This is a genomic window from Chitinophaga sp. 30R24 (assembly GCF_049056765.1).
Lineage (GTDB): Bacteria > Bacteroidota > Bacteroidia > Chitinophagales > Chitinophagaceae > Chitinophaga.
Window position 1 is genome coordinate 888,685 of record NZ_JBJGXX010000001.1, and the last position, 26,296, is coordinate 914,980.

Below are 26,296 nucleotides of genomic sequence, written 5' to 3' on the forward strand. Positions count from 1 at the left end.
TTGTGGAGGAAAAACATGGGTAAACCTACAGGATTCCTGGAATTCACACGAGAGCTCCCCGGGAAAGCAGATCCCCGGGAAAGGGTTGGCCACTACAATGAATTTGTGGAGCGCTTTCCGGATAACAAATTAAATCAGCAGGCAGCCCGCTGTATGAACTGTGGTGTGCCGTTTTGCCACAGCGGATGTCCGTTAGGCAATGTAATACCTGAATTCAATGATGCCGTATACCGTCAGGATTGGAAAGAGGCGTACGATGTGCTGACCTCCACCAATAATTTCCCGGAGTTTACCGGCCGTATCTGCCCGGCGCCATGTGAAAGCGCTTGTGTACTAGGTATTAACCAACCGCCGGTAGCTATTGAAGAAATAGAGAAACATATCATTGAAGTAGCTTTTGATAAGGGCCTGGTACAGGCCAGAGCGCCCCGTGTACGCACCGGTAAAAAAATAGCCGTGATCGGCTCCGGCCCCGCAGGCCTGGCCGCAGCAGCACAACTCAACTATGCCGGTCATTCCGTTACCGTATTTGAACGCGATGATGCACCAGGCGGCTTACTACGCTATGGCATCCCAGACTTCAAACTGGAAAAATGGGTAGTAGACCGGCGCATAAAAATAATGGAAGAGGAAGGCGTAGTATTTCAATGTAATGCCAATGTAGGCGTAAACGTTAGTACGAACGACCTGTTAAGGGAGTATAATGCGATAGTACTGGCGGGCGGCTCTACTATTCCCCGCGACCTCAATATTCCCGGCCGCGAACTAAAAGGAGTTCATTATGCAATGGATTTTCTGAAACAGCAAAACAAACGGGTAAGCAATAAAGCTGTAGCTGGCAACGATATATGGGCCACCGACAAAAATGTAGTGGTGATAGGTGGTGGCGATACCGGTTCCGATTGCGTAGGCACCAGCAACCGCCATGGCGCCGCTAGTATTACACAACTGGAGCTACTTCCTAAACCTCCGGGAGAACGTACGCCATACATGCCCTGGCCTACCTACCCTATGATATTGAAAACCTCCTCTTCCCACGAAGAAGGGGCCAACCGTAAATGGGCCATCGCTACCAAAGCCTTTATAGGCGATGAAAACGGCCACCTGAAAGCCCTTCGCCTGGTAGACCTGGAATGGACCGCCAGCGCTGATGGCAAACCGGCTAAATTCAGCGAAATCACCGGCTCAGAAAGGGATATACCTTGCGAACTGGCCTTGCTGGCAATGGGATTTATACACCCTCAGCATACCGGTTTACTAGATCAGCTGGAAGTAGAAAGAGATGAACGCGGTAACGTAAAAGCTACAGAAAAAGACTACCTCACATCTATTCCTAAAGTATTTGCTGCCGGTGATATGCGCCGCGGACAATCACTGGTGGTATGGGCAATAAGTGAAGGCCGGGAATGCGCGAGAAAAGTAGATGAATTCCTGATGGGCAGCTCCCAACTGGAAAGTAAAGACCATTCTCTGCAGGCAATGGCATTATAAAGCAATTGTACTAATCAAAACTTTCTCATAAGCAGGTTTAGATTTTGTTGTAACCTTCAGCCGGGCCGGGTCTTTACCCGGCCTATATTTTTATTTTGATCCCGGCGCCCACTAAAATATCGGCCCAACCATGCCAGGCCAAATACGCTTCCATCTATCAACATTTTACAGACATAAATCCAACATCAGCAGAAACAAAGCCCTGGTTCAGCTATTTCTACATGCTGCCTCTTACCAAAGCCGATACATTTGTTAATTATGAAAACAGTGCTGTGTTTTTGGAGCTTTTTACTGATCACGATCGTTGCAACAGGACAGACCCTCAAAGAGGTACCTATTCTGGAAACCCAACAATTGAAAAAAGGATTGTACCGGACCTTTGAGGAGTTTCAGACCAATAATCCTTCCGAACAAGGCGACCTAATCATCAAAAACCGCAGCCTTGCCGCTCAAACCTATTTGCTGGCTCACCCCAATGAGCTGATATTCAGAGACGAATCCGGCCAGGAACATAAAGTGAAGAATTTTTGGGGATACTGCGATGGAAAAAATATATACATTCACGATAATGGTCTGAACAGGCTGGATGCCACCGGATATTATTGCCTTTATACACTACATGGCATGCAACCTTCACGTAACTATATCAACCAGGCGGATATGACGGTAAATAGCCTCAGCGCCCCTATGGTTATCCACAAAGTAGTAAACATCGTTACTGGCAAGATATTGGAGCTCTCGGCCTATAACCTCAAAAAATATATCCTTCCGCAAGACAACGATCTACTGGTAGATTTCAGAACAGCTAAAGAAAAGAAAGAACTACTGGAAAATTATATTTGCCGGTTTAACCAGCGGAATAAACCTTTTTTACAATAAAAGCTACAACGCAGGTATCCAAGGATACCACTAATATTTTGATGGTTACCCGCTTTCCCGTTTTCCCAGGTTGTGCATTTTAGTACTCACTTCTTTGTAACCCTGGATTTCCCAAATAGTATGTTCGTTACCGTATTTAATATATCCTTGCACTAAAAGATTGAGTACCGGTACCCCAAGGTATGGATTTTGTTATACCCACAGACATACGGGCCCGGTTATACTATCCTACCGGTTAAGTAAACCATAAACGTGCTTTTGCGTTTATATTCAGTAATTTACTATTAGGAATAATCATAGTGACAGAACCAGCAGCAACCGGAGAAAAACGCAGCCGTCCCTGGTGGAGATGGCTTATATGGATTGTTATTGCGGTGCTACTTTTGCCCGTAATGGCGGTGCTGTTACTACAACTGAACGGCGTGCAAAACTATTTGCGGGAACAGGGAGAAGCTTATCTCAGAAAGAAATTACATACTAAAGTACAGGTGGGATACTTGCGGGCACGCGGCTGGCAATACCTCGAACTCAGGAATATATATGTGGCCGATACAGCCAATCAGGCCCTTTTTTATACCGGCATCCTCAAAGTACACTATAACCTCTTATCGCTGATCAGCAATGAATTGAAAATAGATAAGCTGGAATGGGATACTGTTTTGGTAAATGTATATCGCCATGAAGGGGATTCCGTTTTCAATTATCAGTTTATTATAGATGCTTTCATAAACCCTAAAAGCACACCGGATACCCTTGCGCAGGAAAGTGGCACTACCATTCAGCTTAGCCTGAAAAATATCTCACTACGCCAGGTGAAGCTCAGTTATGCAGATGCGCCAGGAGGCATGAAGGCTGTACTTATCTGGGATAGCCTGCATGTAGATCCAGACGACCTGCTTGTAGATGATGGCATCTATGCTTTCAGGGGTATTACACTAGACGGCCTGAAAGGCTTCTTCCGGCAAAAATATATTCCGCCAGCCATTACTACTGCCGCGCCACCACCTACACCCGCAGACACTAACAGCACCTCCCTCCACCTGTTACTTAAAAAATTGCGGATCAATAACAGTAGCTTCCTCTATGCCCACGAGGGCATGGGCATTAACACCGCCTGGCACATTGGAGATTTACTTTTACGCAACAGCAGCCTGGATCAGGATTCCACCTCCATACAAATAGGAGATCTGACCATCAACAACACAAATGGTGTGTTTTTGATGGTAGCCGGTAAAAATACGGCGCCACCAACACCTACTGATACTACACCCAATACCTGGCAGGTTTTTGCCAACGAAGTAAATCTCAACCAGCTGGCCGTAAAATATGATAACGGCGGACCAGCTCCCAAAGCTGCTGGACCCAACCCTAATTATAATCACTTATCGCTGACCGGTTTCAATAGTAAAATTGATAACATACGGTATACGCCAGATAGTATAGTAGCCAGTGTGAAATCGCTTACTGCCCGGGACAAATCTGGGTTTACTATTCACAAAGCCAATATGGATATACTGTTTACACCACATACCCTGGCACTGCAAAACTTCTTACTACAAACCAATAAAAGCATCCTGCGGAAACAGCTCGTTTTAACCACACCTTCCTGGAACGATCTCTCCAATAAACTAGATCTATTGGGGCTAGAGGCTAATCTCGATTCAGTACATATTACGCTGGGTGAATGGCTCCCGTTTGTACCAGACGCCCGGAAAAATAAATACTTTGCCCCACTCTGGACAAAAGAAATTACCCTCGACGCTATTGTAAAAGGCACGCTGGCCAATCTTAATATCAAACAACTGTACCTCAACGATCACGCGGGCAACCTGATAAAGACCCAAAATGCACAAGTATTCCATGCAACAGATCCAGATAAACTGAGCGCCAATCTTCCTTCCCTGTTCATTCAATCTGGCAATAAACCATTACGCGCCTGGCTACCCGCCGGCACCTTGCCCGATACTCCCAGATTACCGGAACATATGATGATTACCGGCATGTTCAACGGCAGCCTAAAAAATCTGGTAGCCCGGCTGCAGCTGAAAAGCGACTACGCCAATGCCACTATCAACGCTAAACTGGTAAATATAACAGACAGCATCCACAGCAGCTATACTGTCAACGTTCCATATCTCCGTATCAATCCGGGCGTAATGTTATATGATACTACCTACGGATGGATATCCGGGAAAATAAATGTTACCGGACAGGGATACACGCCTGAAGCCATGATAGCACAAACCGACTTTCAACTGGATGAAGCCGCCTACAATGGCTATATATACCACAATATTGCCGCCAATGCGAATATCAACAGGGGCGACTTCCAGGCACAAGGAGAGAGCGCAGACAGTAATATCACCGCGACCTTTGATATAAGCGGCCGCCTCATAGATACTAGCATCCAGGACCTTAAAACCAATCTGGATCTGGCTAAAGCAGATCTATATGCCACCCACTGGTATAGCGAGCCACTCACACTTAAAGGGAGCCTGGCCGCCAACTTTCATAGCATTGAGCCACAACGCATAGAAGGAAACGCCTTCTTAACAAACTGGCAGATCTCCACACAAGGACAAGTAGTTTCGTTGGACAGTATCTCCCTGGTAGCCCGATATGACCAACAACAATATATTACCCTGCAAAGTCCTTTTGGGCTGATAAATGCTCATGGACATGTTGATTATACGAAAATAGGTACCGCCTTCGCTGATATTATCAATAAACCATTGATGCCAGCTGATTCTGGAAGAATTATACAAGTTCCTGGAGGGCAGTTTCTCAGCTGGGATGCCAGCCTCATATGGCCGAAAAGCCTGCAACCACTGCTTCCTTCCCTGCGAATGGAAGTACCAATAGTGTTCAGTGGGCGCCTTAACAGCGACAGCAGCCTCCTGTTGGCGAGGGCCAACCTTGATAAAATAGACTACGATTCCCTTCATATCGATAGCCTGCAGCTATTTACCCGGGTAACAGATTCCGCTATGCAAACCTACATGGCCCTGGCACGAATGACACACCCCACTTTCCCGTTGTACCACACCTTTCTGAAGGCTACCGCTAATACCGGCGTTGTGGATTTTAACCTGGTGCTGGATGACATCAAAAGAAAACCTAAATATTCACTCGGTGGTATCGTTACCTTCCTTGACAATAATGCCATGCAGCTAACCCTTAAACCAGGGCTACTGCTCAACAAACAACAATGGACTGTGGCCAACAATAATATCCTACGCATCAGGAATGGCGCACCGGATACAGCTAATATTAAACTATCCTATAGTGATCAATCTATACAGGTAGCTACCCAACCCGATACCAGCGACGTTCCAGCGCTCACTGTTAACGTTCATGATTTCCAGCTCTCTACCATCACCGGTTTACTCGCCACAGATACCCTACTGGCCAGTGGGGTGTTGAATGCAACCGCGAATGTGCATAACTGGAACCAATCTCCGTTGATACATGCCAACCTGAAAATAGACAGCTTGAAAATACAGCGCTCTCCACTGGGCACACTCACCGCAAATGTGGAAAGCAACGCGCCAGATCAATACAGGCTTGCCGCCGACTTATCCGGCAACGGCAACGATGTAAAAGTGGCCGGTACCTACGATACTACTATTAATGCCCAGGTAGATATTAATAAACTGAATATGGCATCTATAGAACCATTCACCATGGGCAGCGTCGCTAAAATGTCCGGAAGCGCAAACGGTCAGTTTACCATTACCGGCGAGCTTGCTGCGCCACATGTGAAAGGCAACCTGCACTTTAATAAAGCTACTGGCACCGTTACCATGATTGGCAGCACCTTCCATCTACCAGACGAAGATATCCAGATCGATGAAACCGGTATCCAACTAAATAACCTCGTAGTAGCCGATAGCGCTAATAATAAATTGGTCGTAAACGGCCGTATTAATACCAAAGATTTTACCCGGTATAGTTTCAACCTAAATGTTACTGCCGATAACTTTATGGCGCTGGGTGGCCAGCAAAACCCGGATCAATGGATCTATGGTCCGGCCTACATCGATAGCAAGGTTAAAATACAAGGCACACTGGACCTACCAAGGATAGATGGCACTGTGACACTCCGCGATAAATCCAAAGTAACCATGACACTCCCGCAAGATGAGCCCGGACTTGCCAACAGGGAAGGGGTTATTCAATTTGTGGATATGTCGAATCCGGTGGATGTTGCCCTGCTGGCCCGCCAGGATAGCTTAAAATACAGGACCACCCGCCTTAAAGGCATGTTCCTTTCCGGTAACCTCGACATCTCCCCGGAATCTACTATCAAAATTATTATAGATGCCCAGAATGGCGACTATGTACAAGCGAAAGGTACTGCCACCCTTAACGCTACCCTGGACCCCAGCAGCAAATTGAGCCTGACCGGCCGGTACGAAATCTCTGAAGGCAAATACGAGATGTCGTTGAACCAACTCATCAAACGTTCTTTCGATATTGAAAAAGGCAGCTACATTTCCTTTAACGGAGATCCTACGAATGCCGATGTAGACATCACTGCCAAGTACACCGTAAATGCGCCGGCATACGACCTCGTAGCTGATCAATTGCAAGGAATGACTGCCGAACAACGTAATACCTACAAACAGCGTATGCCTTTCCTGGTATATCTGATGATCAAGGGAAGCATTTTAAAACCAGAGATCAGCTTCCAGCTTGATCTCGCCGAAAAAGACAGGAATACACTGAGTGGAGCCCCCTACAACCGCCTGAAACAGATTAATCAGATTCCATCAGAACTCAACAAGCAGGTAATGGGATTGCTCGTGTTAAACAGCTTTATACCAGACGATCCCATGAGCACCCTAGGCGATAGCGGTGGCGGTTTTGTTGGCCAGGCCGCAATTAATAGCGTGAGCAAGATACTTTCTCAACAATTAAATAACCTGGCCGGCAACCTGATTAAAGGAGTAGACCTCAACTTTAACCTCCAAAATCAGGAAGATTATTCTACCGGTACCGCCCTAGAAAGCACTAATCTGAACATAGGAGCCTCCAAACGTCTGTTTAATGATCGTTTAACCGTTAACGTTGGCTCCAACGTACAACTGCAAGGCAGCACCAGCCAGAATGCCAGTTCCCTGATAGGAGATATCTCGGTTGAATACAAACTTTCCCGCGATGGTAGATACCGCATCAGAGTATATCAACGCAATGATAGCCAAACAATCATTGAAGGGCAGGTAGTAGAAACAGGTGTAGCCTTTGCCCTGGTTGTGGACTACGACGAATTCAAGGAAATCCTGCAACCATCAAAATCTCCTGTGGCTAAAAAAGAAAAGCTGCGCAATAAGAAAAAAAAGGATATAAATACGACAACACCTGATGCGAATAGCAAATAGCCATATTATTTTTTACTGTACACTGCTCTGCTTTGCCTACCTGGTAATCAGTTCCTGTAGCACTACCCGCACTGTGCCGGAAGGCGATCGTTTATATACTGGCAGCACCGTGAAATGGATAACCGACACCGTTACAAAGAAAAAACCTGCCGATTACAGCACCCTGTTGGCTGGTATGTACAATCGTATCCGGCCAAAGCCCAACCGCCGCTTCTTAGGCATGCCCATTAAATTATGGCTATATAATCTCGGTAAAGCACCTAAAAAGAAAGGGCTCAATTATTTACTACGCAAAAAGTGGGGGGAGCCCCCGGTATTACTTAGTCAGACCAAACCAGATTATACCTCCCATGTACTGGAAGAATATTTGGCAGATAATGGCTATTTCCAGGCAACAGTTGCTGCTGCCACTAAATATGCTGGCAAAAAGAAAGCTTCCATTAATTACACCGCCACCCCCAATCACCGGTATATTATTAAAAGCGTTACTTATTTAACCGATACCAGCGCTATTGGCAAAACAGTAGCCAATGCCAAGCCATCTTCTTCTTTAGTAACCGGAGCACCATATTCGTTAGACTCGGTAAAGGCTGAACGGGAACGTATACACGCCAAATTAAAGGAACAGGGATATTATTACTTCACACCAGATTACCTCCTGGTACAGATAGATAGCACCAACAAAGGCACTGTTGATCTATATGTAAAAATAAAAGATAATACCCCATTGCTGGCCCTACGGCCTTACCGCATGCACGATATCACCCTTTTTCCGGACTATTCCCTGGATAATGACTCCCTTTCTATATCGGGTACCCCTGTAAAATATAAAGGTATTTATATTGTTGATCCTGTAAAGCGCTTCAAATCTTCTGCCTTCGACCGATCGGTTTTTCTTCGCCCCGATAGCTTATACCGTTTAAGTTCCCATAACATTACGTTACAAAGACTGATCAACCTAGGCGTATTCAAATTTGTAAAAGGACAGTTTACCCCAATACGAGATACCTCCACACACAATATACTGGGGGGAAATCCTAATATGCCCGGTAGAATAGCCCCTAACCGGCCCGATAGTACCCAACCTGGTCGTTATGTGGTATCAGACAACACCGATTCCTCCGGACGTAATTTCACCCGTGATACACTTTATACCAGAGATACTTCTGGCGCTGGTAATTACCGTGCTATGGTCAACAACCGCATATCGCTGGACAGCGGCTGGCTGGATGCCAAATTTTATCTGACCCCCTATAAAAGACGCTCCCTCCAAACAGAACTGCGTGGGACTTCTAAGTCTAACGGCTATATTGGATCTGAGCTAAAAGTAACCGCTAAAAACCGTAACTGGCTGCACTCTGCAGCTTTACTGGAAATTGGCCTACGTGGAGGCATGGAATGGCAAACCGGTAACAGCAGCACCGGAGGTTCTAATTCTTATGGACTTGGAGCAGAAGTGGCTGTTACATTTCCGCGGTTTATTTCACCTTTTAAAGGACTGAACATACGTACCCCATATGTACCTAAAACCCGTATCAGTGCCACTTATGAACTATACAGCCGTGAAGACCTGTATAACTTAAATGCTTATACGCTACAGTTGCAATACCTCTGGCAACGCACACTTTTCCTGAGCCATGTGCTGGCGCCCATTTCCATTACTTACGTACTACCCACAAAAACCACCGCCGCCTACGACAGTATACTCACTAACGACCCCAGTCAGCGTGCGGCCATTGAAAAACAATTCATATTGGGTAGCAACTATACAATTACGTACAATACACAGCCAACCAACCGTGTACACAGTTTTTATCTGAGTGGCAATGTGGATATCTCCGGTAACCTGGCAGGCCTTTTTGTACCTAAAAATGATACCGGAGAAAAAACCATCCTGAAAAACTCATTCGCCCAATACGAAAGATTTACAATAGAGGGTAGACATTACTGGAAAATAGGGAACGGCAAACAATGGGTAAACCGATTATTGATCGGTTACGGGTTACCATACGGCAATTCTATCACACTCCCTTTTGTAAAGCAATTTTTTACTGGCGGTAGCAGCAGTATCAGAGCATTCCGGGCACGCACCCTGGGACCAGGTTCCTACCATAACCCTGCAGTAGACACTTCTGCACTACTCGCCAACGAAGCGGGAGACATTAAGCTGGAATTCAACACAGAATTACGCGTTCACCTGGCCAGCATATTTAACATGGCCGCCTTTGTTGATGCTGGTAATATCTGGTTGCAAAAAGATGTGCCGGACAAGCCGGGAAGTAAGTTTGAGTTTAATTCTTTCTACAAAGAAATAGCAGTGGGAGCAGGTCTGGGTCTGCGTATAGATGCCTCCATTGTAGTAGTGCGCCTAGATCTGGCTATGCCATTACGTATCCCTTATCTGCCAGAGAACGAGCGCTGGGTATTCAATAAAATTGATTTCGGAGATCCTGAATGGCGCAAAAAGAACCTGGTACTGAATATTGCAATCGGCTATCCATTCTAACAACTATACTATTGCACTGTTCAGCTGCAATAGTATTCGCCAATAACTCAACAGTAGAAATTTGGTTACTTTTATCCTGCTAAAACCAATATTCCATTTGACTATGCTAACCAAATTACATACATCATAATCATCAAATCTATTCTATGCAAACTATCCCTGTACCAGCTCAGCGTTGGCTCCGGCCATGCCTTATATTCCTGCTGTGCGCCACTACTTCCTGTAGTCGTAAAATCACAGAAACCGGCAAAGCCTCCTATTATGCGAACTCTTTTGATGGTAAACGCACCGCCAGTGGTGAAACATTCCATCAGCGGCAGCTCACTGCCGCGCACAAAACACTCCCTTTTGGTACACGCGTTACCGTTATAAATGTATCTAATGGAAAACGTGTTAAAGTACGTATCAACGACAGAGGCCCTTTTGTTTCCGGAAGGATTATAGACCTCTCTCATAAAGCTGCTTCTAAGATCGGCATGGTAAGTACTGGCGTGGCAAATGTAGAAGTGAAATATAAAAAGCCAAAAAAGAAAAAATAATAACGTCCGGAACTATACTAAAAACAGGAGTACCGGATTTTCGATACCCCTGTTTTTATAACTTTATCCAAGTTGGTGTACACCACCTTTCCTTGCAGGCTGATCATGCCTTCCCTCTGCTATTTCTTCAATCATCTTTTTACAAAACGCAGGTAGATCTTTAGGTGTACGGCTGGTCACTAACCCTTTATCGGTAACTACTTCTTCATCTACCCATAAAGCGCCGGCATTTTGAAGATCCGTTTTTAAAGATGGGAAAGAAGTTAGTTTTCTTCCATCTAACTCACCGGTTTCTATCAATGTCCACGGCCCATGACAAATAGCGGCTATCGGCTTACTATCATCGAAAAAACCGGTTACAAAAGACACCACCCGGTCATTGGTTCGCAGATGATCCGGATTCATTACGCCGCCTGGTAATACCAGTGCATCGTAATCCTCGGCTACCACATCCTGGATATTTTTATCTACCGGATAGTCTTTCCCCCAATCTGTTTCAGCCCAAGCCCTTACTGTTTTTTCCTGTGGCGATATAATATCTACAGTGGCACCGGCATTCTCTAATGCTTCCAATGGTTTGGTAAGTTCTACTTCTTCAAAACCATCAGCTACTACAATAGCGACTTTCTTATCCTTCAGTTGTTTTTCCATAAGAATGGTTTTTAGTGTTATAATAATTTACCTTCGGCAAATAGATACCTTGCCGGATCATGCCGATGTTGCAAAAACAATTCCTACTAAATCCGGCTAAGACAGTACTCTATTATAGCAGATCAGTGCGCCTCGCAGGTGTATAATTTATTACTCATACCGTTGCAAAATTTTCTTTTTTACGCGTGCTATTTACTTGTGGCGCTCGTATATACATTGGATGTAGATAACGAACTATCTACATTCTTTAAATGTCCCTAAAAAGTAATTTGCATTCCAAACAATATAATTTATAAAACGTCGCCAACCCGTTGCAGTTGATCCAAAACCAATACCGCGTACTTAAGCAGGTTAAATTGATCAGTATCATTTTGTTTCAACTAGCCTATATACCCCATAGGAATTATATTACGCATATATTTTCCAGTATTCCACACATTTTGATGAAGAAATAAAACTTTCTCCACATCCTGAATTGGGGCATAATTCTTTTTGCAGACAGTAATTTTCTATTAAATTCGATTAATCAATATTGTTAACATCAGTTAAGTATGAGATTCAAAAACAGATTGCCCATTCCCGATGTAATACAGGCTTTAAATCCGTTTAAAATGAAGCGGGAGCGTATTATGAACTTCAATCCGGCAGAGGGAGTAGTCATTCGTAAACCTGCAACAAAAACCAGGATCACCGTTTTTGAATATAACGGTAATGGTTGTACGGAATTAATATTAAACAATATTGAAGACACATTTAAGTATACCGAATCTGCTCATCTAAGCTGGATTAATATTGACGGGCTACGTAAAGAGGAGATACATATGATTTGCCAACAATTCCAGATACACCCGTTACTGGAAGAAGATATTTTAAGCATCGGACAACGGGCTAAGATGGACGAAATAGATGACCGCCTGTTTTGTTTACTGCCTATGATCTATTTTAATAATGAAACCTCCGCTATTGAACAGGAGCAGATAAGCATTGTACTTGGAAAGAACTTTGTAATTTCTTTCCAGGAAGATCCCGACAGGGATGTGTTTGATCCTGTACGTGCCCGACTGCTAATAAAAGGCTCCAAAATCCGTAATTCCAGTACGGATTATCTCTGTTATGCACTATTGGATATAATAGTAGATAATTATTTTGTGGTAATGGATAAACTGGGAGAGAGAATTGAATTAATGGAAGACCAGGTACAACATAAACCTGATACCCGTACCTTGGCCCGCATCAACTATTTACGCCGGCAGGTATTTTTATTCAAAAGGGCTATTTCGCCGGTAAGGGAATTGGTAAATGGTTATCTTAAAAGTGACAGCGAACTACTGGAAGACCGTATTACTAAATATTTTAAAGACGTATACGACCATATTATTCAATGCAATGACCTGGCAGACAACTACCGTGATATGATATTAAATGTTCAGGAAATGTATCATACCCAGCTCAACCTGAAAATGAATGAAGTAATGAAAGTGCTGGCAGTAGTAACTACCTTGATGGCGCCGCCAACACTTTTAGCCGGTATTTACGGCATGAACTTTCATTATATGCCGGAACTAGAAACCAGAAACGGTTATTATTATACTTTAGGAGGTATGGGAATACTGCTACTGGCAATGATTTTTACATTTAAAAAAAGAGGTTGGTTTTAGCTTTTCTTTTTATAAACAGGAACGGTAGAGCAGGGTTCTCCATACATAATACTTTTTACTACCGGCCGAAGCAGTCGTGTAATTTCAGCATAGGCAATTTCCCCAACCCGTTTATCCCCGCATCCTTTTATCACAATCCGCTTATCGACATATACCGCTACGTCTATTTTACTCAAGTTATGTAGATATAGCGTTTTATGTATAAAATCAATGTCTCCAAATGCAGCATAAGCCACTAGGGGTTCCAAATTGGTCATTACCAACATATACGCCCATAATGGCACAACGGCGTCTACACTGCAAATAAGCCCCACGTTTTTTCCACGATATTGTTCCCAATCGTGCGATTGCATGGCTGCGCGGAAATCTTTTTCCTTCAGGATCAGGCCCATAAACAGGTAATCCTTTATATCGAAAAGAACAATTTCTCCTTGTGGATAATAATCTTCCAGGTCAATGGTTTCTAATCCACTCTGTGCTACTTTATTAATAATCTCTTCCATTTTTCCTCATTTAAGTAAACAAATCTACGAATATCGGTGGAGGAATGTAAATAACGACCTCATTACTGTATAAAGTGCTGATAATGAAAAAGGGAAGCATTACTGCTTCCCTTCATCTATGTCAGTTAAAAATGTAGCGGTTTAGAAGAATTTGCCACGGGTATCTTTTACATCGCTCTTCTTTTTCAACACATCAAACAGTTGTTGGTCCAACATGGACTTAACTCCTTGTTCGTAGGCTGCTTGTTGGGAAGCAACATCCTGAGCAGGTTGACCAGATGGCTCATAGCTATCTACCTGTATGATGTATACGCCACCGTTACCTTCAATCGGAGCAGATACATGCGCTGTTCCCCAATTTTTATTGAAAGCAGCACCTGCAACACGTGGTTCAAAGCCCAGAGAGGCGATAAACGGTGTGGCAAAGTTAACGCCTTCCGCTTTCAGCGCTGGTTGATTAGTAGCTTTAATAGCTGCATCCAGAGAAGCTGGTGATTGCAATTTTGCGATAATCTGTTCTGCTTTCTTTTGTTTTCTAACTTCAGCTTCTACCTGAGGTCTTACATCATCGAGCGGAGCAGTACCTTCTTTTCGAATGCTGCTCAATACAGCTACTACGTATTTATCATCAAAGGTGAATACGCTACTTACATCACCCTTCTTGGCGTCGTAAGCCCAACGTACCAGTTCGCGTGACTGACCGATACCTGGTGTTACGAAGTCCATTGGACGAACGTTGTCTGCAATTCTTTTATTTAACCTTTCTTCCTGAATTGTTTTTTCAAAGTCAGCGGCGTTGTGGCTCTTGGAAGCAAAGTCGCTGGCAGCGCTGAAAGCTGCATTATTTGTTTCCTTGCTTGGTTCTACAGATTTACCGAGGTAAGCTACTTTAATAGCTGGTCCGATGTTTTTCTGGTCCATGATTTCAATTACATGGTAACCAAATTGGGTTTTTACCACTTTCACCTGGCCTTTGCCACCTTCAAAGGCAAAATCTTTGAATTCAGGTACAAACTGGGAAGACGGTGTTAATTCATATTCTCCACCGGTTTGTTTGCTACCCGGATCATCGGAAAATTGATTTACCAGTGCTTTAAAATCGGCACCGCCTTTTACAGCTACTTCAATACTATCCGCACGTTTTTTAGCAATAGAGTCTGGTAAGCCGCCCTGTGCGCCGGAAGCAATCAGAATGTGACGAACTTTTACGCTATCTGGCATATTTTTACGATCCACCATTTTCGCATATACGATCAGGTTATTATCATAATATGGTCCGAATATAGCGCCTACAGGCAAGTTTACGATAGAATCCTTTTGAGGGACTTTTGCCTCATTCTTAGAAATGTATCCGTCGTAATATTTAATATCTGAGTTACGGTTAATAAAACCAGCTACGTCCTTAGTTGTATCCAACTCTTCCTTCATGGCTACAAGTTGTTGGATCGCCGCAGCAGAATCTGCCGCAGAAGGGATTGCATCAAAAGATACATATTCTACTTTGCGTGATTCGTCTACCTGGAATAATTGTTTATGCGCCTGGATAAACCGTTCCATTTCACCAACAGTTACTTTAACGGTAGAATCTGCAATAGTAGCATAAGGTACGTTTACATAAGAGATATTAGCGGTTTGGCTGATATCCTTCTGTTGTTGTTCTGCTAACCATTTAGGTAAGTATACGCCCTGCTTAACGAGGGTCACGTATTTCTGTTGTTCCTGGAACTTAGCAATGTAACTTTCCAGCTGATGCAGGGCTTCACGGATCTGTGGATTGCTGCCGGCCTGAGAAATCGCTTGTTGCAGCGCATTACGGTCGAACTGGCCATCACGCATAAATTGCTGCACCACTATCGGATTAGGGTTTTTACCTTTAATCTGGTCAACCACTTCAGCTTCTGTTACTACAATACCCAACTTCTTATATTGAGCCTGCATAATTTCTTCATTCAGAAACTGGTTCCAAACCTGTTCGCGAATATATTGACGGGTTTGCTCATCAATATTAGGCATTTGCTGACGTGCGGTGTTTTCAGCTTCCTGAATACGACGCTGGTATTCTGATAAATCCAGGTCTTCACCATTTACTTTACCCACGCTCGTGCTGCGACGGGTCATAGAACTTTTGCCAAAGAAGGCATCCTGCAACAGGAAACTAACAATAGCCAGGCAAATCACTACAACGATCACGACGGCATATTTGTCCCTGATTTTCTGAATTACTGACATATATTATATAGTCTACATTTTTAAGGATAGCAAAAATAGAATAAAATAACTGTAACTGCAAAAGAGTATTTTTCTCTCGGAAACTCAATACTACAAAGGGTTTCAGGGCATTATAGCACTTTCATCGATTATCTGGGATTCACAGGTTTTCCACATGTACGCCCTATTCTCTACTTTTATTTTTCCAGAATTCCACCGCTATCAGATATAGGCCCCTGCTGCTTTTCAACAAAAATCAGCCACCCAACGCCTAAAATAGGTTATACACAAATGTTGAAAAACTGATTTTTACAATCCACACGAAAATGTGAATAAAACGGGGCATTTTGCCCGCTGTGTGCATTTTGGCCATTTTTCATTCTTTGTCGTTTTTTTTCCACAATTGATGTGTAAAAACCCCTGTAAAACGTAAAATAAGGTGGGAAAAGGTGCCTTTATGCATTGGTAAAACTAATTTTGTTATTGTAGTTAAATTTACCCTTAAAATCTGAAGACAAGAATTGTGGATAGTAAACCTCATCTTTTAACATTTTCCTAATACACTGTGAATGAAAAAGATTTTCACCAACAACGATATCCACGTATGTGGATGAAAATAGGAAAATGCAGTATTGGCGCGGAAATAGCATGTTAATTTCGTGTGGAAAGCGTAGTAAAAAGGAATAACAACTACATTTGTACATCGCTCGGAAATTTTATTTCCACATATTCACAGCCCTAATAGTAGTGGGCTTTTCTTTTAAATATTTAAATAAGTATATAGCTATGATTATGGAAATCGCTGAAGCGAAAAAAAATTTGCAACACAACGGATTTTTGGATATATCAGTCGATCCCTCCCTGGATTTATTCGAAGCGATCGAAAATTTGAAGAAAAAGAAAAATGCTATCGTACTGGCGCACTATTACCAGGAACCCGATATTCAGGATATTGCAGATTATATTGGAGATAGTTTGGGGCTTAGCCAACAAGCTGCCCAAACCAATGCAGACATGATCGTTTTTGCCGGCGTGCACTTTATGGCTGAAACGGCAAAAATTCTTAGCCCGGAAAAAAAGGTATTATTACCCGACCTGAAAGCAGGATGTTCCTTGGCTGATAGTGCTCCTCCCGAACTTTTCAAAAAATTTAGAGATAAGTATCCGGATCATATTGTGATTTCTTATATCAACTGTTCCGCTGGTATAAAAGCGCTCAGCGATATTATCTGTACCAGCTCTAATGCAGAAAAAATTATTGAGAGTGTTCCTAAGGATCAGCCTATTATTTTTGCACCCGACAGAAACCTGGGATCTTACTTAATAAAGAAAACTGGTAGAGACATGGTTTTATGGAATGGCGCCTGCATGGTACATGAAATTTTCTCCCTGGAAAAAATTACCAAATTGAAGATCCGTCATCCTAAAGCAAAAATAATCGCTCACCCGGAATGTGAACCAGCCGTATTAGCTTTAGCAGATTACATTGGATCTACTACTGGGTTATTAAAATTTAGCCAGAAGGATGATGCACAAGAATACATTGTGGTAACTGAAACAGGTATTCTTCACCAGATGCAAAAAGAAAATCCGGGTAAAACGTTTATACCCGCTCCTCCTAACAATGCCTGTGCTTGTAATGATTGTCCCCATATGAAATTGAATACGTTAGAAAAATTATATCTCTGCATGGAATATGAACAACCGGAAATTATCATGGAAGAGAGTTTAAGATTGGCTGCTAAAAAGCCTATTGAACGGATGCTAGCAATAAGTGCAAGCGCTGGTTTATGATATAATTGATTGATTTTCAGTTCAATCTGGATTATTAAAATATATAAAAGGCCATGGGAATATCGTATTCTCATGGCCTTTTCTTTTAAGGCAATTAATTAATTGTCAGTTGTTTACGTTGTTATCAACTATCTTTTGTTGATAAATCCCCCTGGTTTTAGAAAAACATTTGAAGAGCGTCTCTTCATCCATTTTTAACTGGCTGAGAATTGAAAAATAAAAACTGTCCTTGGGTTAGGTAAGCATTTTAGAAAATATTTAATTCTCAGCGAACTAATAATAGCGTGAGAACGCATTATTTTACTACTTCTTGATTTCCTGGTCGAGATATGGTTGTATTAGCTTGTAAAGAGATTTTTAATGAAGCCTTTGAGAATTCAATATAATTTTTTTCCTGTGGTTACCCTTGCATCTAATTTTCTATTAGATTCTTATGAGACTCCTTTTTTGCTCCTCCTTTTCTTTTTAGCATTTAATGGCCCTTTTTCGGCCGTTTAGGGTTTTTCCAGGGTCATGTATGCCCAGCTCATATTAATGGCAAATTATGACAGTGCTAACTATTTGCAGCAGTAATATTTTAGAAAGGCGTTGAGAATACGATATTTTTTTAATTACTGGGGTTACCACATGATTTTACCTTTTGTTGAATTCTCAGCGTACTTGTAGTGTGCTGAGAATTAAGTCAGTATTTGGGGAGGGGAAGGGCTCTTCATTCCATTCAATTCTCAGCGGCTAGTGAAGGTGTTGAGAATGTGATATTTTTTGTTTTTCACACCAAGATTGGAAAATCCATTTTTTATTAAAACCTCACAGCTTTATGAAGGCGCTGAGATTCGGATATTTTATTACTCTTGAATGGGTTGTGTATATGCCTGTTAAATATTTAAACGTCAGCTCATTGTGAAGGCGCTGAGAATTTAATTTTTTTGTTTTTATCTCCCTTTACGGAGAATATTATTTTAGGCGTTTGTGAACGGGTATGCAAGGCGTTGAGAATTGGATATTTGAACAATAGATCGAGCTGGTGTACACTCGTAGTATTTTGGGCTATTCTCAGATTGTTGTTAAGGCGTTGAGAATTAAATATTTGGTAGAATAGCTAAGTAACAAGATTGATTTTATGATATAAAGCATTCTCAGCGCCTAATGTATGCGTTGAGAATGTAATGGTTGTAGTTTTTCCAGGATCAGGTAAGGAATAACATATTATCCCGTTTTTGAGGTGGTAGCTAATGTATTGAGAATTGGATAAAAATTTTTTCTTTGGGTAAGCTTAGAAAAATGTAGCGCATAAGATTCTCAAGGCCTTCCTTGGCGCAAATATCTTTCTTTAAATAAAAAAATTTTATACGTAGGCATTTTATACACATTTTAGCTAAGACGGAGCTTTATTTTTTGAAAAAAGATTCTTTATCTAAAAAACTGTGGATAAATAGACCATATAGGTGAAAAATTGTGGATTTTTCTAAATTTTTATCAACGATTGCTTTATGTGAATTTTGGCAAAATTTTTTTTAAAAATGATATTTTATGTGAATAAATAGGGTCATCATATTTATTTTTTAAATTTTTTGAGACAGGATGTGGATAATTTTCGGGGAACAAAATTAGTGAGACCAAATTTTGTATTCTTTCACAGAATGTAGGCTGGAAAAGGCTTTCAGATGTGGATAAATATTTTTTTCTAAATTTTTAGTTGAGATAGCAGTGAAATTGGAGGAAAATGTGGAAAATTTTTTCGGAATTCTACTTTTAAAGTAGAGGAAATTTATATTTCCTCTACCCAGATATGATCTGCTTCTGTTTTTCTAAGCGATAAATTATATCCTGCAACCATGATAGAGATTGGATCCCCCAAGGGAGCGATTTTCTCAACTTTTACGGTTTCACCAGGTACGCAACCCATTTCCATCAGTTTAATATGAAGATCATCTTTTTCAAATTCGATGATCACCGCGCTTTTACCTGTGGTCAGGGAAGATAATTTTATTATGGCCTTTTTCATTTCCTGCTTGTTAATCTGTTTAAACTTTGTGCCAGCAAAATGGGATGCATACTAACTATGAATGATGGGACAAAGGTACCCCTGTATGGTTAATATGCAAAAAGAAAGGCACCTCAATCCAAAATTTCACTTTACTTTTACATCCACATAATTATTTGAGGATAAATGGCTATTCAGTTTACATCGCACGAGGTAAAGGATTACTTAAAGGAGAAACGGAAATTGAAATTATTCCTGGCGGATCTGTTTTTGCAGGAAGGGCAGGGATTAAACAGTTTACACTATATTTTTTGCTCGGATGCCTACCTGCTGGAGATAAACAAGCAATTTTTACAGCATGATACCTACACAGACATTGTAACTTTTGAAATGGGAGAAGACCCAATGGTTACGGATGGTGAAATTTATGTTAGTATAGACCGGGTTATAGAAAATGCAGAGAAGTTTAAGGTACCAGTGAAACAGGAATTACACCGGGTAATTTTTCATGGTGCGCTTCATTTGTGTGGGTTCAAAGATAAATCTAAAAAGGACGCGGCCTTAATGAGAAGTAAGGAAGATGAATACCTGAAGAAATACTTTGGTGTTATAGATTGATTAATGTTCCACGTGGAACATTTTATATAAGAGTTTGATTTAGAGGGGATCAGTGCATCCCCTTTTGTTTTTCAAGGCCAAATCCTATTCCCAATTTAGTTTACAATAGCAGAAAGCCTTTTGCCGACGATTAATAAGCCTTTTTAGTGCAGTTAGCTTGTGGGCCATTGAAATGTTAACGTTTTAATGAGGCCGTCTCAAAGAGGTCAGGCAGCCTTTTTTCAACCTGGCTTTGATGGAGGAGATGTATCGTCCCTAAACGCTTAATTTACTGTTGATATACTCTCTTGTTCCTCACATCAGTGATCCTCCATTCCTAATTTTAGGTTTAGAGAAAGGCGATCATTAATCATCTGATTTGGATAAGGTAATACTTTGATGTGTTTAAGCATTTCATGTGTAGTGAAATGGTTTGTTATAAGTCATCCTAGCTTTTGTGAATGTATATATCTATGTATAACCAGCCAACACGTGATGACTATCTTTCTTACTTCCAGGTATTTATAAGGCTTTAGTTTTATAAAGAAACATTGAGTGGGTAAATATTGTAGCAAAATGTAATTATTGGATTTTAAGAATGGCATGGATAAAGATTATTCCCTAAGTAACTGTAAATACGTACTTATGCTTTTGCGTATTGGGTTTTGGATCTTGGATATTTTTTGGAGCTTGGTAAGCCTATATATTGGCTTTTGTTCTTCGAGAGTATTCATTTTATATCTTGCTTGTTTTCACCTTTAATCATTTTTTAACCCGTTAGTTCTTTGGCTTTATACTTTTTGGTCTTTATAACACTATTGCACTATTGCACTATTACACTATTACACTATATCAATTTAACAATTCATTTTTATACCCTTCTTTCTACTTCTTCTGGAGGAATGCAAAACCTAAGGTTTCTATATCGATTTCTTGTATTTCTATGACTTATGTGGTTAGGTCTTGGCACTTAATAAAGATTGCTGGATTTGGAATAGGCAGCTAAAAAATAGGGGCGCCTATTGAAAAGGAATAATTTTCGATCTTATTAATGTTACTGATGTTCCACGTGGAACATCAGTAACATTAATAAATTAAAGCTTCTTTTTAGAAGAAAGATTAGAACGGCAGAGGTAAAGTGCAATGTTCCACGTGGAACATTGCACTTTATCCAAACAATCTCCTTACTTCTATGTAATTTTGCACTTTCTAAAATTATTATGTTTCCATCATACGATATCATTGTAGTAGGTGCAGGACATGCTGGATGTGAGGCAGCAGCTGCAGCCGCCAATATGGGGTCCAAAGTTTTATTGGTAACCATGAACATGCAAACTATTGCCCAAATGAGTTGCAACCCTGCTATGGGGGGGATTGCCAAGGGGCAAATAGTAAGGGAAATTGATGCCTTGGGAGGATATTCAGGCATTGTAACGGACCAGTCTATGATTCAGTTTAGAATGCTGAACAGATCCAAAGGACCTGCCATGTGGAGTCCCCGTACTCAAAACGATCGTATGCTTTTTGCTGCGAAATGGAGAGAAGCTTTGGAAAAAACGCCTAATGTTGATTTTTACCAGGATATGGTAAAAGGATTATTGGTGAAGGATGGCCGTTGTTATGGTGTTATCACCGGTTTGGGCCATGAGATCCAGGCTAAAGCAGTGGTGCTTACCAATGGTACTTTCTTGAATGGGGTTATTCATATTGGAGATAAACAATTTGGAGGAGGCCGCGTGGCAGAAAAGGCTGCTACAGGCATTACCGAACAATTGGTTGCTCTTGGATTTGAAAGTGATCGCCTAAAAACAGGAACACCTCCCCGTATAGATGGCAGAAGCCTGGACTATTCCAAAATGGAAGAGCAAAAAGGGGATGATGAAATTGTAGGGTTCTCTTATTTGGATATAGAAAGAATAAAACCAGCCCAACAAAGAAGCTGTTGGATTACTTATACCAACGATGTTGTACATGATATGCTTCGTACAGGATTCGACAGATCTCCTATGTTTCAAGGTCGTATTCAAGGTACTGGTCCCCGTTATTGCCCAAGTATTGAAGATAAAATAAACCGCTTCGCTGAAAGGGAGCGTCACCAATTATTTGTAGAGCCAGAAGGTTGGGATACCGTAGAAATATACGTAAATGGCTTTTCTACTTCCTTACCGGAAGAAGTACAAATGAAAGCGCTACGCCTGGTACCAGGATTTGAAAATTGCCGCATGTTCCGCCCGGGATATGCTATCGAGTATGATTTTTTCCCACCAACACAATTACAGTTTTCGCTGGAAACCAAACATGTACAAAACCTTTTCTTCGCCGGACAGATAAATGGTACTACAGGGTATGAAGAAGCCGCCTGCCAGGGTATTATGGCCGGTATCAACGCCCACCTTAAAACACGTGAAGAAGCACCTTTTGTACTCAAAAGAAGTGAAGCCTATATCGGTGTACTTATCGATGACTTAATCAATAAGGGTACAGAAGAGCCTTACCGGATGTTTACTTCCAGAGCAGAATTTAGAACGCTGCTTCGCCAGGATAACGCAGATCTGCGTTTAACTGAGAGAAGTTATAAAATAGGTTTGGCCTCAGAAGAAAGAATGCAGAAAGTGCAGGAGAAAAGGAAAGGGGTAGAACAAATAAAACGTATACTGAAAGAACTTTCTATAGAACCAGAAGAAATTAGTGGCTTGCTGGAAGCTAAATCTTCCGCTCCTTTAACACAAAAACAGAAAGCTCATCAGATCCTTTTACGCCCGGGGCTGGATATTTTTGCAATGAAAGAGCAAGTGACCAGCATTGGTGATGCGCTGGCTGGTTTCGGAAAGGATATTCTTGAACAGGCTGAGATCCAGATCAAATATGATGTATATATAGAAAAGGAAAATGAACTCGTACAAAAAATGAGTCAGCTGGAAGACCTGGTTATTCCATCTAATTTCGATTATAGCAAATTAGTTTCTCTCTCTAATGAAGCCAGACAGAAATTCAATAAAATCAGACCGCATACTTTAGGACAAGCTAGTCGTATTAGTGGCGTGAACCCAAGTGATGTACAAATCCTGATGGTATATATGGGTAGATAGTTTTTCTGCCTATAAAAAGAAACGGACAAATTGCAAATGCAGTTTGTCCGTTTTTCATTTAAAAAATGAGAAAATGCAGAAAAAACGCCTTTCAGAAACAAAGTAAATTTCGCTGATCTCTTATTGGATGGATATAAGTATTATAAATGAGGTACACGGGCTATATCGGTCTAAAAACTGCTATTTTAACGCTACTACATTTTTTTTAGCTAAAAAAGACATTTTTACGCACTGCATAAAAAATTTGATTTTCGATAACAGGTAAAACAAACAATTGCTGTTGCATACATAATGCCATAAGACTTGGATAGTATTTTCACAAGTAAAAGATCATTATTATGACGCCGTTGATGCACTAAACAATTGGGGTTGATAAAATTTTAGTTAGATATAGAGAGCAATATTAATTCCCTAACAACATAACAAGAGACACATAATGTAATATGCAACGAATGGGTGCAATAGATTTATATCCATTAAGTATATCGTATTGTGAAATAAATTAAAAGGCTTCAATTTTAACCATAATGACTATACGAAAATGAAAAAAAATTCCAGTGAATGACTATAAATATGGCTCATATTAATAAGTAGCCCCCGAAGAAATATTTCTGAAAGAATAAATACGAATGTGAAATAATAGATGTGAATGATGTGTTTTTTTGTAACAAATTATTATTATTTAATATTATTTTTGACATAAGTTTTTCAGAAATAGAACAATGGAAATATCAAATAGATAGTGCTGCAAGATGGTATTGAGAATTGCCGCATAGCGCTAAAAGGCATTTGGTAACTGGGTTACGACCGTATGCAAAAATTCCACTGCATGGGGTGGAATTTGGACAGGTAAATTATATACTGCTGGTGCCGCTTTACAATTATATTTACTGGAAGAAAAGTTAATATTTTCCTGAAATCCCTTCCTGGTTTGCCTAAACAAAGTGTTTTATATATTTATAATGTTTATTATACAATGCCGGCCACTACCTATGGCATGGCATTTTCGACCTTCTATTTTATTAAAAGTTTCTTACTATGAGCAACAAGCATAAAAAACCAGGAAAGCCAGCTGCTAAGGAAACAAAAAAAGGAAGAGGTTTTCCAGGATATCCTGAATATCCGGCTGGGGAAGACATTATGAATAAACGGAATAGGGATAAGGAAGTAGATATAAACATGGATGAAGTGACAGGCTCTTTTCGCCATAACAGTGAATTACCTGCCAACGAAAAGAAGCGTTTAGATAAGGAGGATACGGAACAGGAGGAAACCTGGCGGGAAGATAAAGTGGGTGATGATCTCGACATACCAGGGGCAGAGCTGGATGATAGTGATGAGGCTATCGGAAAAGAGGATGAAGAGAATAATATTTATAGCCTGGGTGGCGACCGCCACGAAGATCTGGAAGATGACAACGGTGAATTTCTGGATTTTGAAGACGATGACCGCGACGAAGACCGGGATTAAAGTAAGGGTGTAAGCAGTCTGCAAACGGCATCCATGAAACGCTTTGCTACATTCCGCTTATTCCACCGGGTTTCCTGTACGGGTATAGCGCACAAAAGATCATCTTCAAAAGCGTTATTTAATTTAGCAGCTACTTCTTTATCATAAATCAAAGCACCAATTTCGCAGTTCAGGTAAAAGCTGCGGTTATCGAAGTTTACAGAACTTACCCAAGCCAGATTATCATCTATAATCATTGTTTTTGCATGTATAAAACCACGTGTGTAGAAGAAAATCTTTATACCTGCTGCTAATAAAGGTTTCAGATAAGAAAGAGCGGCGTGCTGTACTATAAAGGAATCTCCTTTATAGGGAAGGATCAGCTGTACGTCTTTTCCTGCTAATGCGGCCATTTGTAAGGCGGTTAATAACTCTTCTGTAGGAATGAAATAAGGATTAGTAATACGTATTCTTCTTTCGGCAACATTAATCGCCATGAGGATACTTTGCATGGCTACAGGCCATTCTGAATCAGGACCACTGGCAACAATATCAGTAAAACAATTGCCTGTTAAGGCCGATTTCAGGAAAAAAGGTTCGGCAAAGGGAAACACTTTTTTACTGCAATAATGGTAACTCATCAGAAACTGTAGTTGCAGGATATTTACCGCATCTCCCTCTATTTTGAGATGAGTATCCCGCCAGTAAGTGTTGTGTTTGCCGTTATTGGTATAGCGTTCATCCATGTTAATTCCCCCAACAAAGCCTACGAGGCCATCTATTACAATAATTTTACGGTGATTGCGGTAGTTAGCGTTGAGATAAAAATCTACTAATACAGGAGCGAAGGGGTATACGCTGGCTCCATTCGCTTTTAATTGCCTGGGAATATCTTTGATGCGATCGCTACCAATATCATCATATAAGAACCTCACCTGTATGCCTTGCTGTAATTTCTCAATCAATATTTCCGTGAGTTCGTTACCAACGTCATCTGCCGAAACCATGTAATATTCCATGTGGATATGATGTTTGGCAGCACGGAGCGCGTCGAAAACCGCTGGAAATTTTTCTTCCCCATTGATGAGTAATTGTACCTGGTTATTTTTGCTTAATATAGATTGCCTGGTATTCAGCAGCATGGCAGATAATTCCTGTTTATTACCGGCTTGTTCCCGCAATTCTACCTGCATTTGTTCTATGAAAGGTCTTTGCAGTTCCCAGTACTTAGCAAATAACACTTCATCTTTACTTCCTTTTAGGGTAAACCTTCGTTTTTTGCGTAGGTCTCTACCCAGGTAATAATACACTATAAGACCCAACACGGGGATAAACACCAAAACTAAAATATAGGCGACGGCTTTTATAGGATTACGGTTTTCCAAAAGTATGGTGGCGCTCAAACCTACCATGATCAGTATCAGCAAAATAATGCAACCTATTTTCACATAAATATGCCATTCTGTGCCTGTAAGATAGCCGATAATTGTTCCCAATTGTGGAGAAATTTAGCAGTAAACAAGATACATATATTAACATATATGTCCCTAAATGGTTATACTCCTGA

Annotated in this window: 15 protein-coding genes; 10 read left to right on the forward strand and 5 right to left on the reverse strand. The window is 41.2% G+C overall.

What is annotated here, in order from left to right; genetic code table 11:
• Positions 1 to 15: 15 nt before the first annotated feature.
• The 5 genes from ACDQ55_RS03680 (at position 16) to ACDQ55_RS03700 (ending at position 10,796) form a co-directional block, all read left to right on the forward strand.
• Positions 16 to 1,491 carry a glutamate synthase subunit beta gene (locus tag ACDQ55_RS03680; RefSeq protein WP_420979756.1) on the forward strand — a complete coding sequence of 492 codons (1,476 nt, stop codon included), beginning with the start codon at positions 16 to 18 and terminating at the stop codon, positions 1,489 to 1,491.
• A gap of 258 nt (positions 1,492 to 1,749) precedes the next feature.
• Positions 1,750 to 2,370: a hypothetical protein gene (locus ACDQ55_RS03685; RefSeq protein ID WP_420979757.1), complete on the forward strand. Its 621-nt coding sequence runs from the start codon at positions 1,750 to 1,752 to the stop codon at positions 2,368 to 2,370.
• 299 nt (positions 2,371 to 2,669) lie between these two features.
• Positions 2,670 to 7,751 carry a translocation/assembly module TamB domain-containing protein gene (locus ACDQ55_RS03690; protein ID WP_420979758.1) on the forward strand — a complete coding sequence of 1,694 codons (5,082 nt, stop codon included), beginning with the start codon at positions 2,670 to 2,672 and terminating at the stop codon, positions 7,749 to 7,751.
• Positions 7,735 to 10,257 (forward strand): BamA/TamA family outer membrane protein, encoded by a 2,523-nt coding sequence (locus ACDQ55_RS03695; protein ID WP_420979759.1) that lies wholly within the window; start codon positions 7,735 to 7,737, stop codon positions 10,255 to 10,257. Before ACDQ55_RS03690 ends, ACDQ55_RS03695 begins: the two co-directional genes overlap by 17 nt.
• Before the next feature lie 146 nt (positions 10,258 to 10,403).
• Entirely contained in the window at positions 10,404 to 10,796 is a 393-nt protein-coding gene (locus ACDQ55_RS03700; protein WP_420979761.1) for a septal ring lytic transglycosylase RlpA family protein, read from the forward strand.
• Positions 10,797 to 10,859: 63 nt separating this feature from the next.
• Here the strand turns inward: ACDQ55_RS03700 and ACDQ55_RS03705 are convergent, their stop codons facing one another.
• Complete coding sequence (locus tag ACDQ55_RS03705; protein ID WP_420979762.1) at positions 10,860 to 11,447, reverse strand: type 1 glutamine amidotransferase domain-containing protein; 588 nt, start codon at positions 11,445 to 11,447, stop codon at positions 10,860 to 10,862.
• Positions 11,448 to 11,998: 551 nt separating this feature from the next.
• Between ACDQ55_RS03705 and corA the strand changes: the two genes are divergently transcribed.
• On the forward strand, positions 11,999 to 13,105 hold the full coding sequence (gene corA, locus ACDQ55_RS03710) for a magnesium/cobalt transporter CorA (RefSeq protein WP_420979763.1): 1,107 nt from the start codon (positions 11,999 to 12,001) through the stop codon (positions 13,103 to 13,105).
• Here corA and ACDQ55_RS03715 read toward each other — a convergent pair.
• Both ACDQ55_RS03715 and ACDQ55_RS03720 read right to left on the reverse strand, forming a co-directional pair.
• A complete protein-coding gene (locus ACDQ55_RS03715; RefSeq protein ID WP_420979764.1) occupies positions 13,102 to 13,608 on the reverse strand; it encodes a DUF2480 family protein in 507 nt (168 codons plus the stop codon). The genes corA and ACDQ55_RS03715 overlap by 4 nt on opposite strands.
• Before the next feature lie 141 nt (positions 13,609 to 13,749).
• The gene (locus tag ACDQ55_RS03720) at positions 13,750 to 15,837 is read right to left on the reverse strand and encodes a SurA N-terminal domain-containing protein (protein WP_420979765.1); all 2,088 of its coding nucleotides are present in this window, start codon (positions 15,835 to 15,837) and stop codon (positions 13,750 to 13,752) included.
• A 771-nt stretch (positions 15,838 to 16,608) separates the two neighbouring features.
• Here ACDQ55_RS03720 and nadA point away from each other — a divergent pair.
• The gene (gene nadA, locus ACDQ55_RS03725) at positions 16,609 to 17,610 is read left to right on the forward strand and encodes a quinolinate synthase NadA (protein ID WP_420980431.1); all 1,002 of its coding nucleotides are present in this window, start codon (positions 16,609 to 16,611) and stop codon (positions 17,608 to 17,610) included.
• A gap of 1,768 nt (positions 17,611 to 19,378) precedes the next feature.
• Here nadA and ACDQ55_RS03730 read toward each other — a convergent pair.
• Positions 19,379 to 19,615 (reverse strand): FeoA family protein, encoded by a 237-nt coding sequence (locus tag ACDQ55_RS03730; RefSeq protein ID WP_420979766.1) that lies wholly within the window; start codon positions 19,613 to 19,615, stop codon positions 19,379 to 19,381.
• 165 nt (positions 19,616 to 19,780) lie between these two features.
• Between ACDQ55_RS03730 and ybeY the strand changes: the two genes are divergently transcribed.
• The 3 genes from ybeY (at position 19,781) to ACDQ55_RS03745 (ending at position 24,750) form a co-directional block, all read left to right on the forward strand.
• Positions 19,781 to 20,212 carry an rRNA maturation RNase YbeY gene (gene ybeY, locus ACDQ55_RS03735; protein ID WP_420979767.1) on the forward strand — a complete coding sequence of 144 codons (432 nt, stop codon included), beginning with the start codon at positions 19,781 to 19,783 and terminating at the stop codon, positions 20,210 to 20,212.
• A 1,199-nt stretch (positions 20,213 to 21,411) separates the two neighbouring features.
• Positions 21,412 to 23,280, forward strand: a complete 1,869-nt coding sequence (mnmG, locus tag ACDQ55_RS03740; protein WP_420979768.1) for a tRNA uridine-5-carboxymethylaminomethyl(34) synthesis enzyme MnmG — start codon at positions 21,412 to 21,414, stop codon at positions 23,278 to 23,280.
• A 1,038-nt stretch (positions 23,281 to 24,318) separates the two neighbouring features.
• Positions 24,319 to 24,750 carry a hypothetical protein gene (locus tag ACDQ55_RS03745; protein ID WP_420979769.1) on the forward strand — a complete coding sequence of 144 codons (432 nt, stop codon included), beginning with the start codon at positions 24,319 to 24,321 and terminating at the stop codon, positions 24,748 to 24,750.
• Here ACDQ55_RS03745 and cls read toward each other — a convergent pair.
• Positions 24,747 to 26,225, reverse strand: coding sequence for a cardiolipin synthase (gene cls, locus ACDQ55_RS03750; protein WP_420979770.1), 1,479 nt, complete (start codon positions 26,223 to 26,225; stop codon positions 24,747 to 24,749). The two genes, ACDQ55_RS03745 and cls, sit on opposite strands and share 4 nt — an antisense overlap.
• Positions 26,226 to 26,296: the final 71 nt, after the last annotated feature.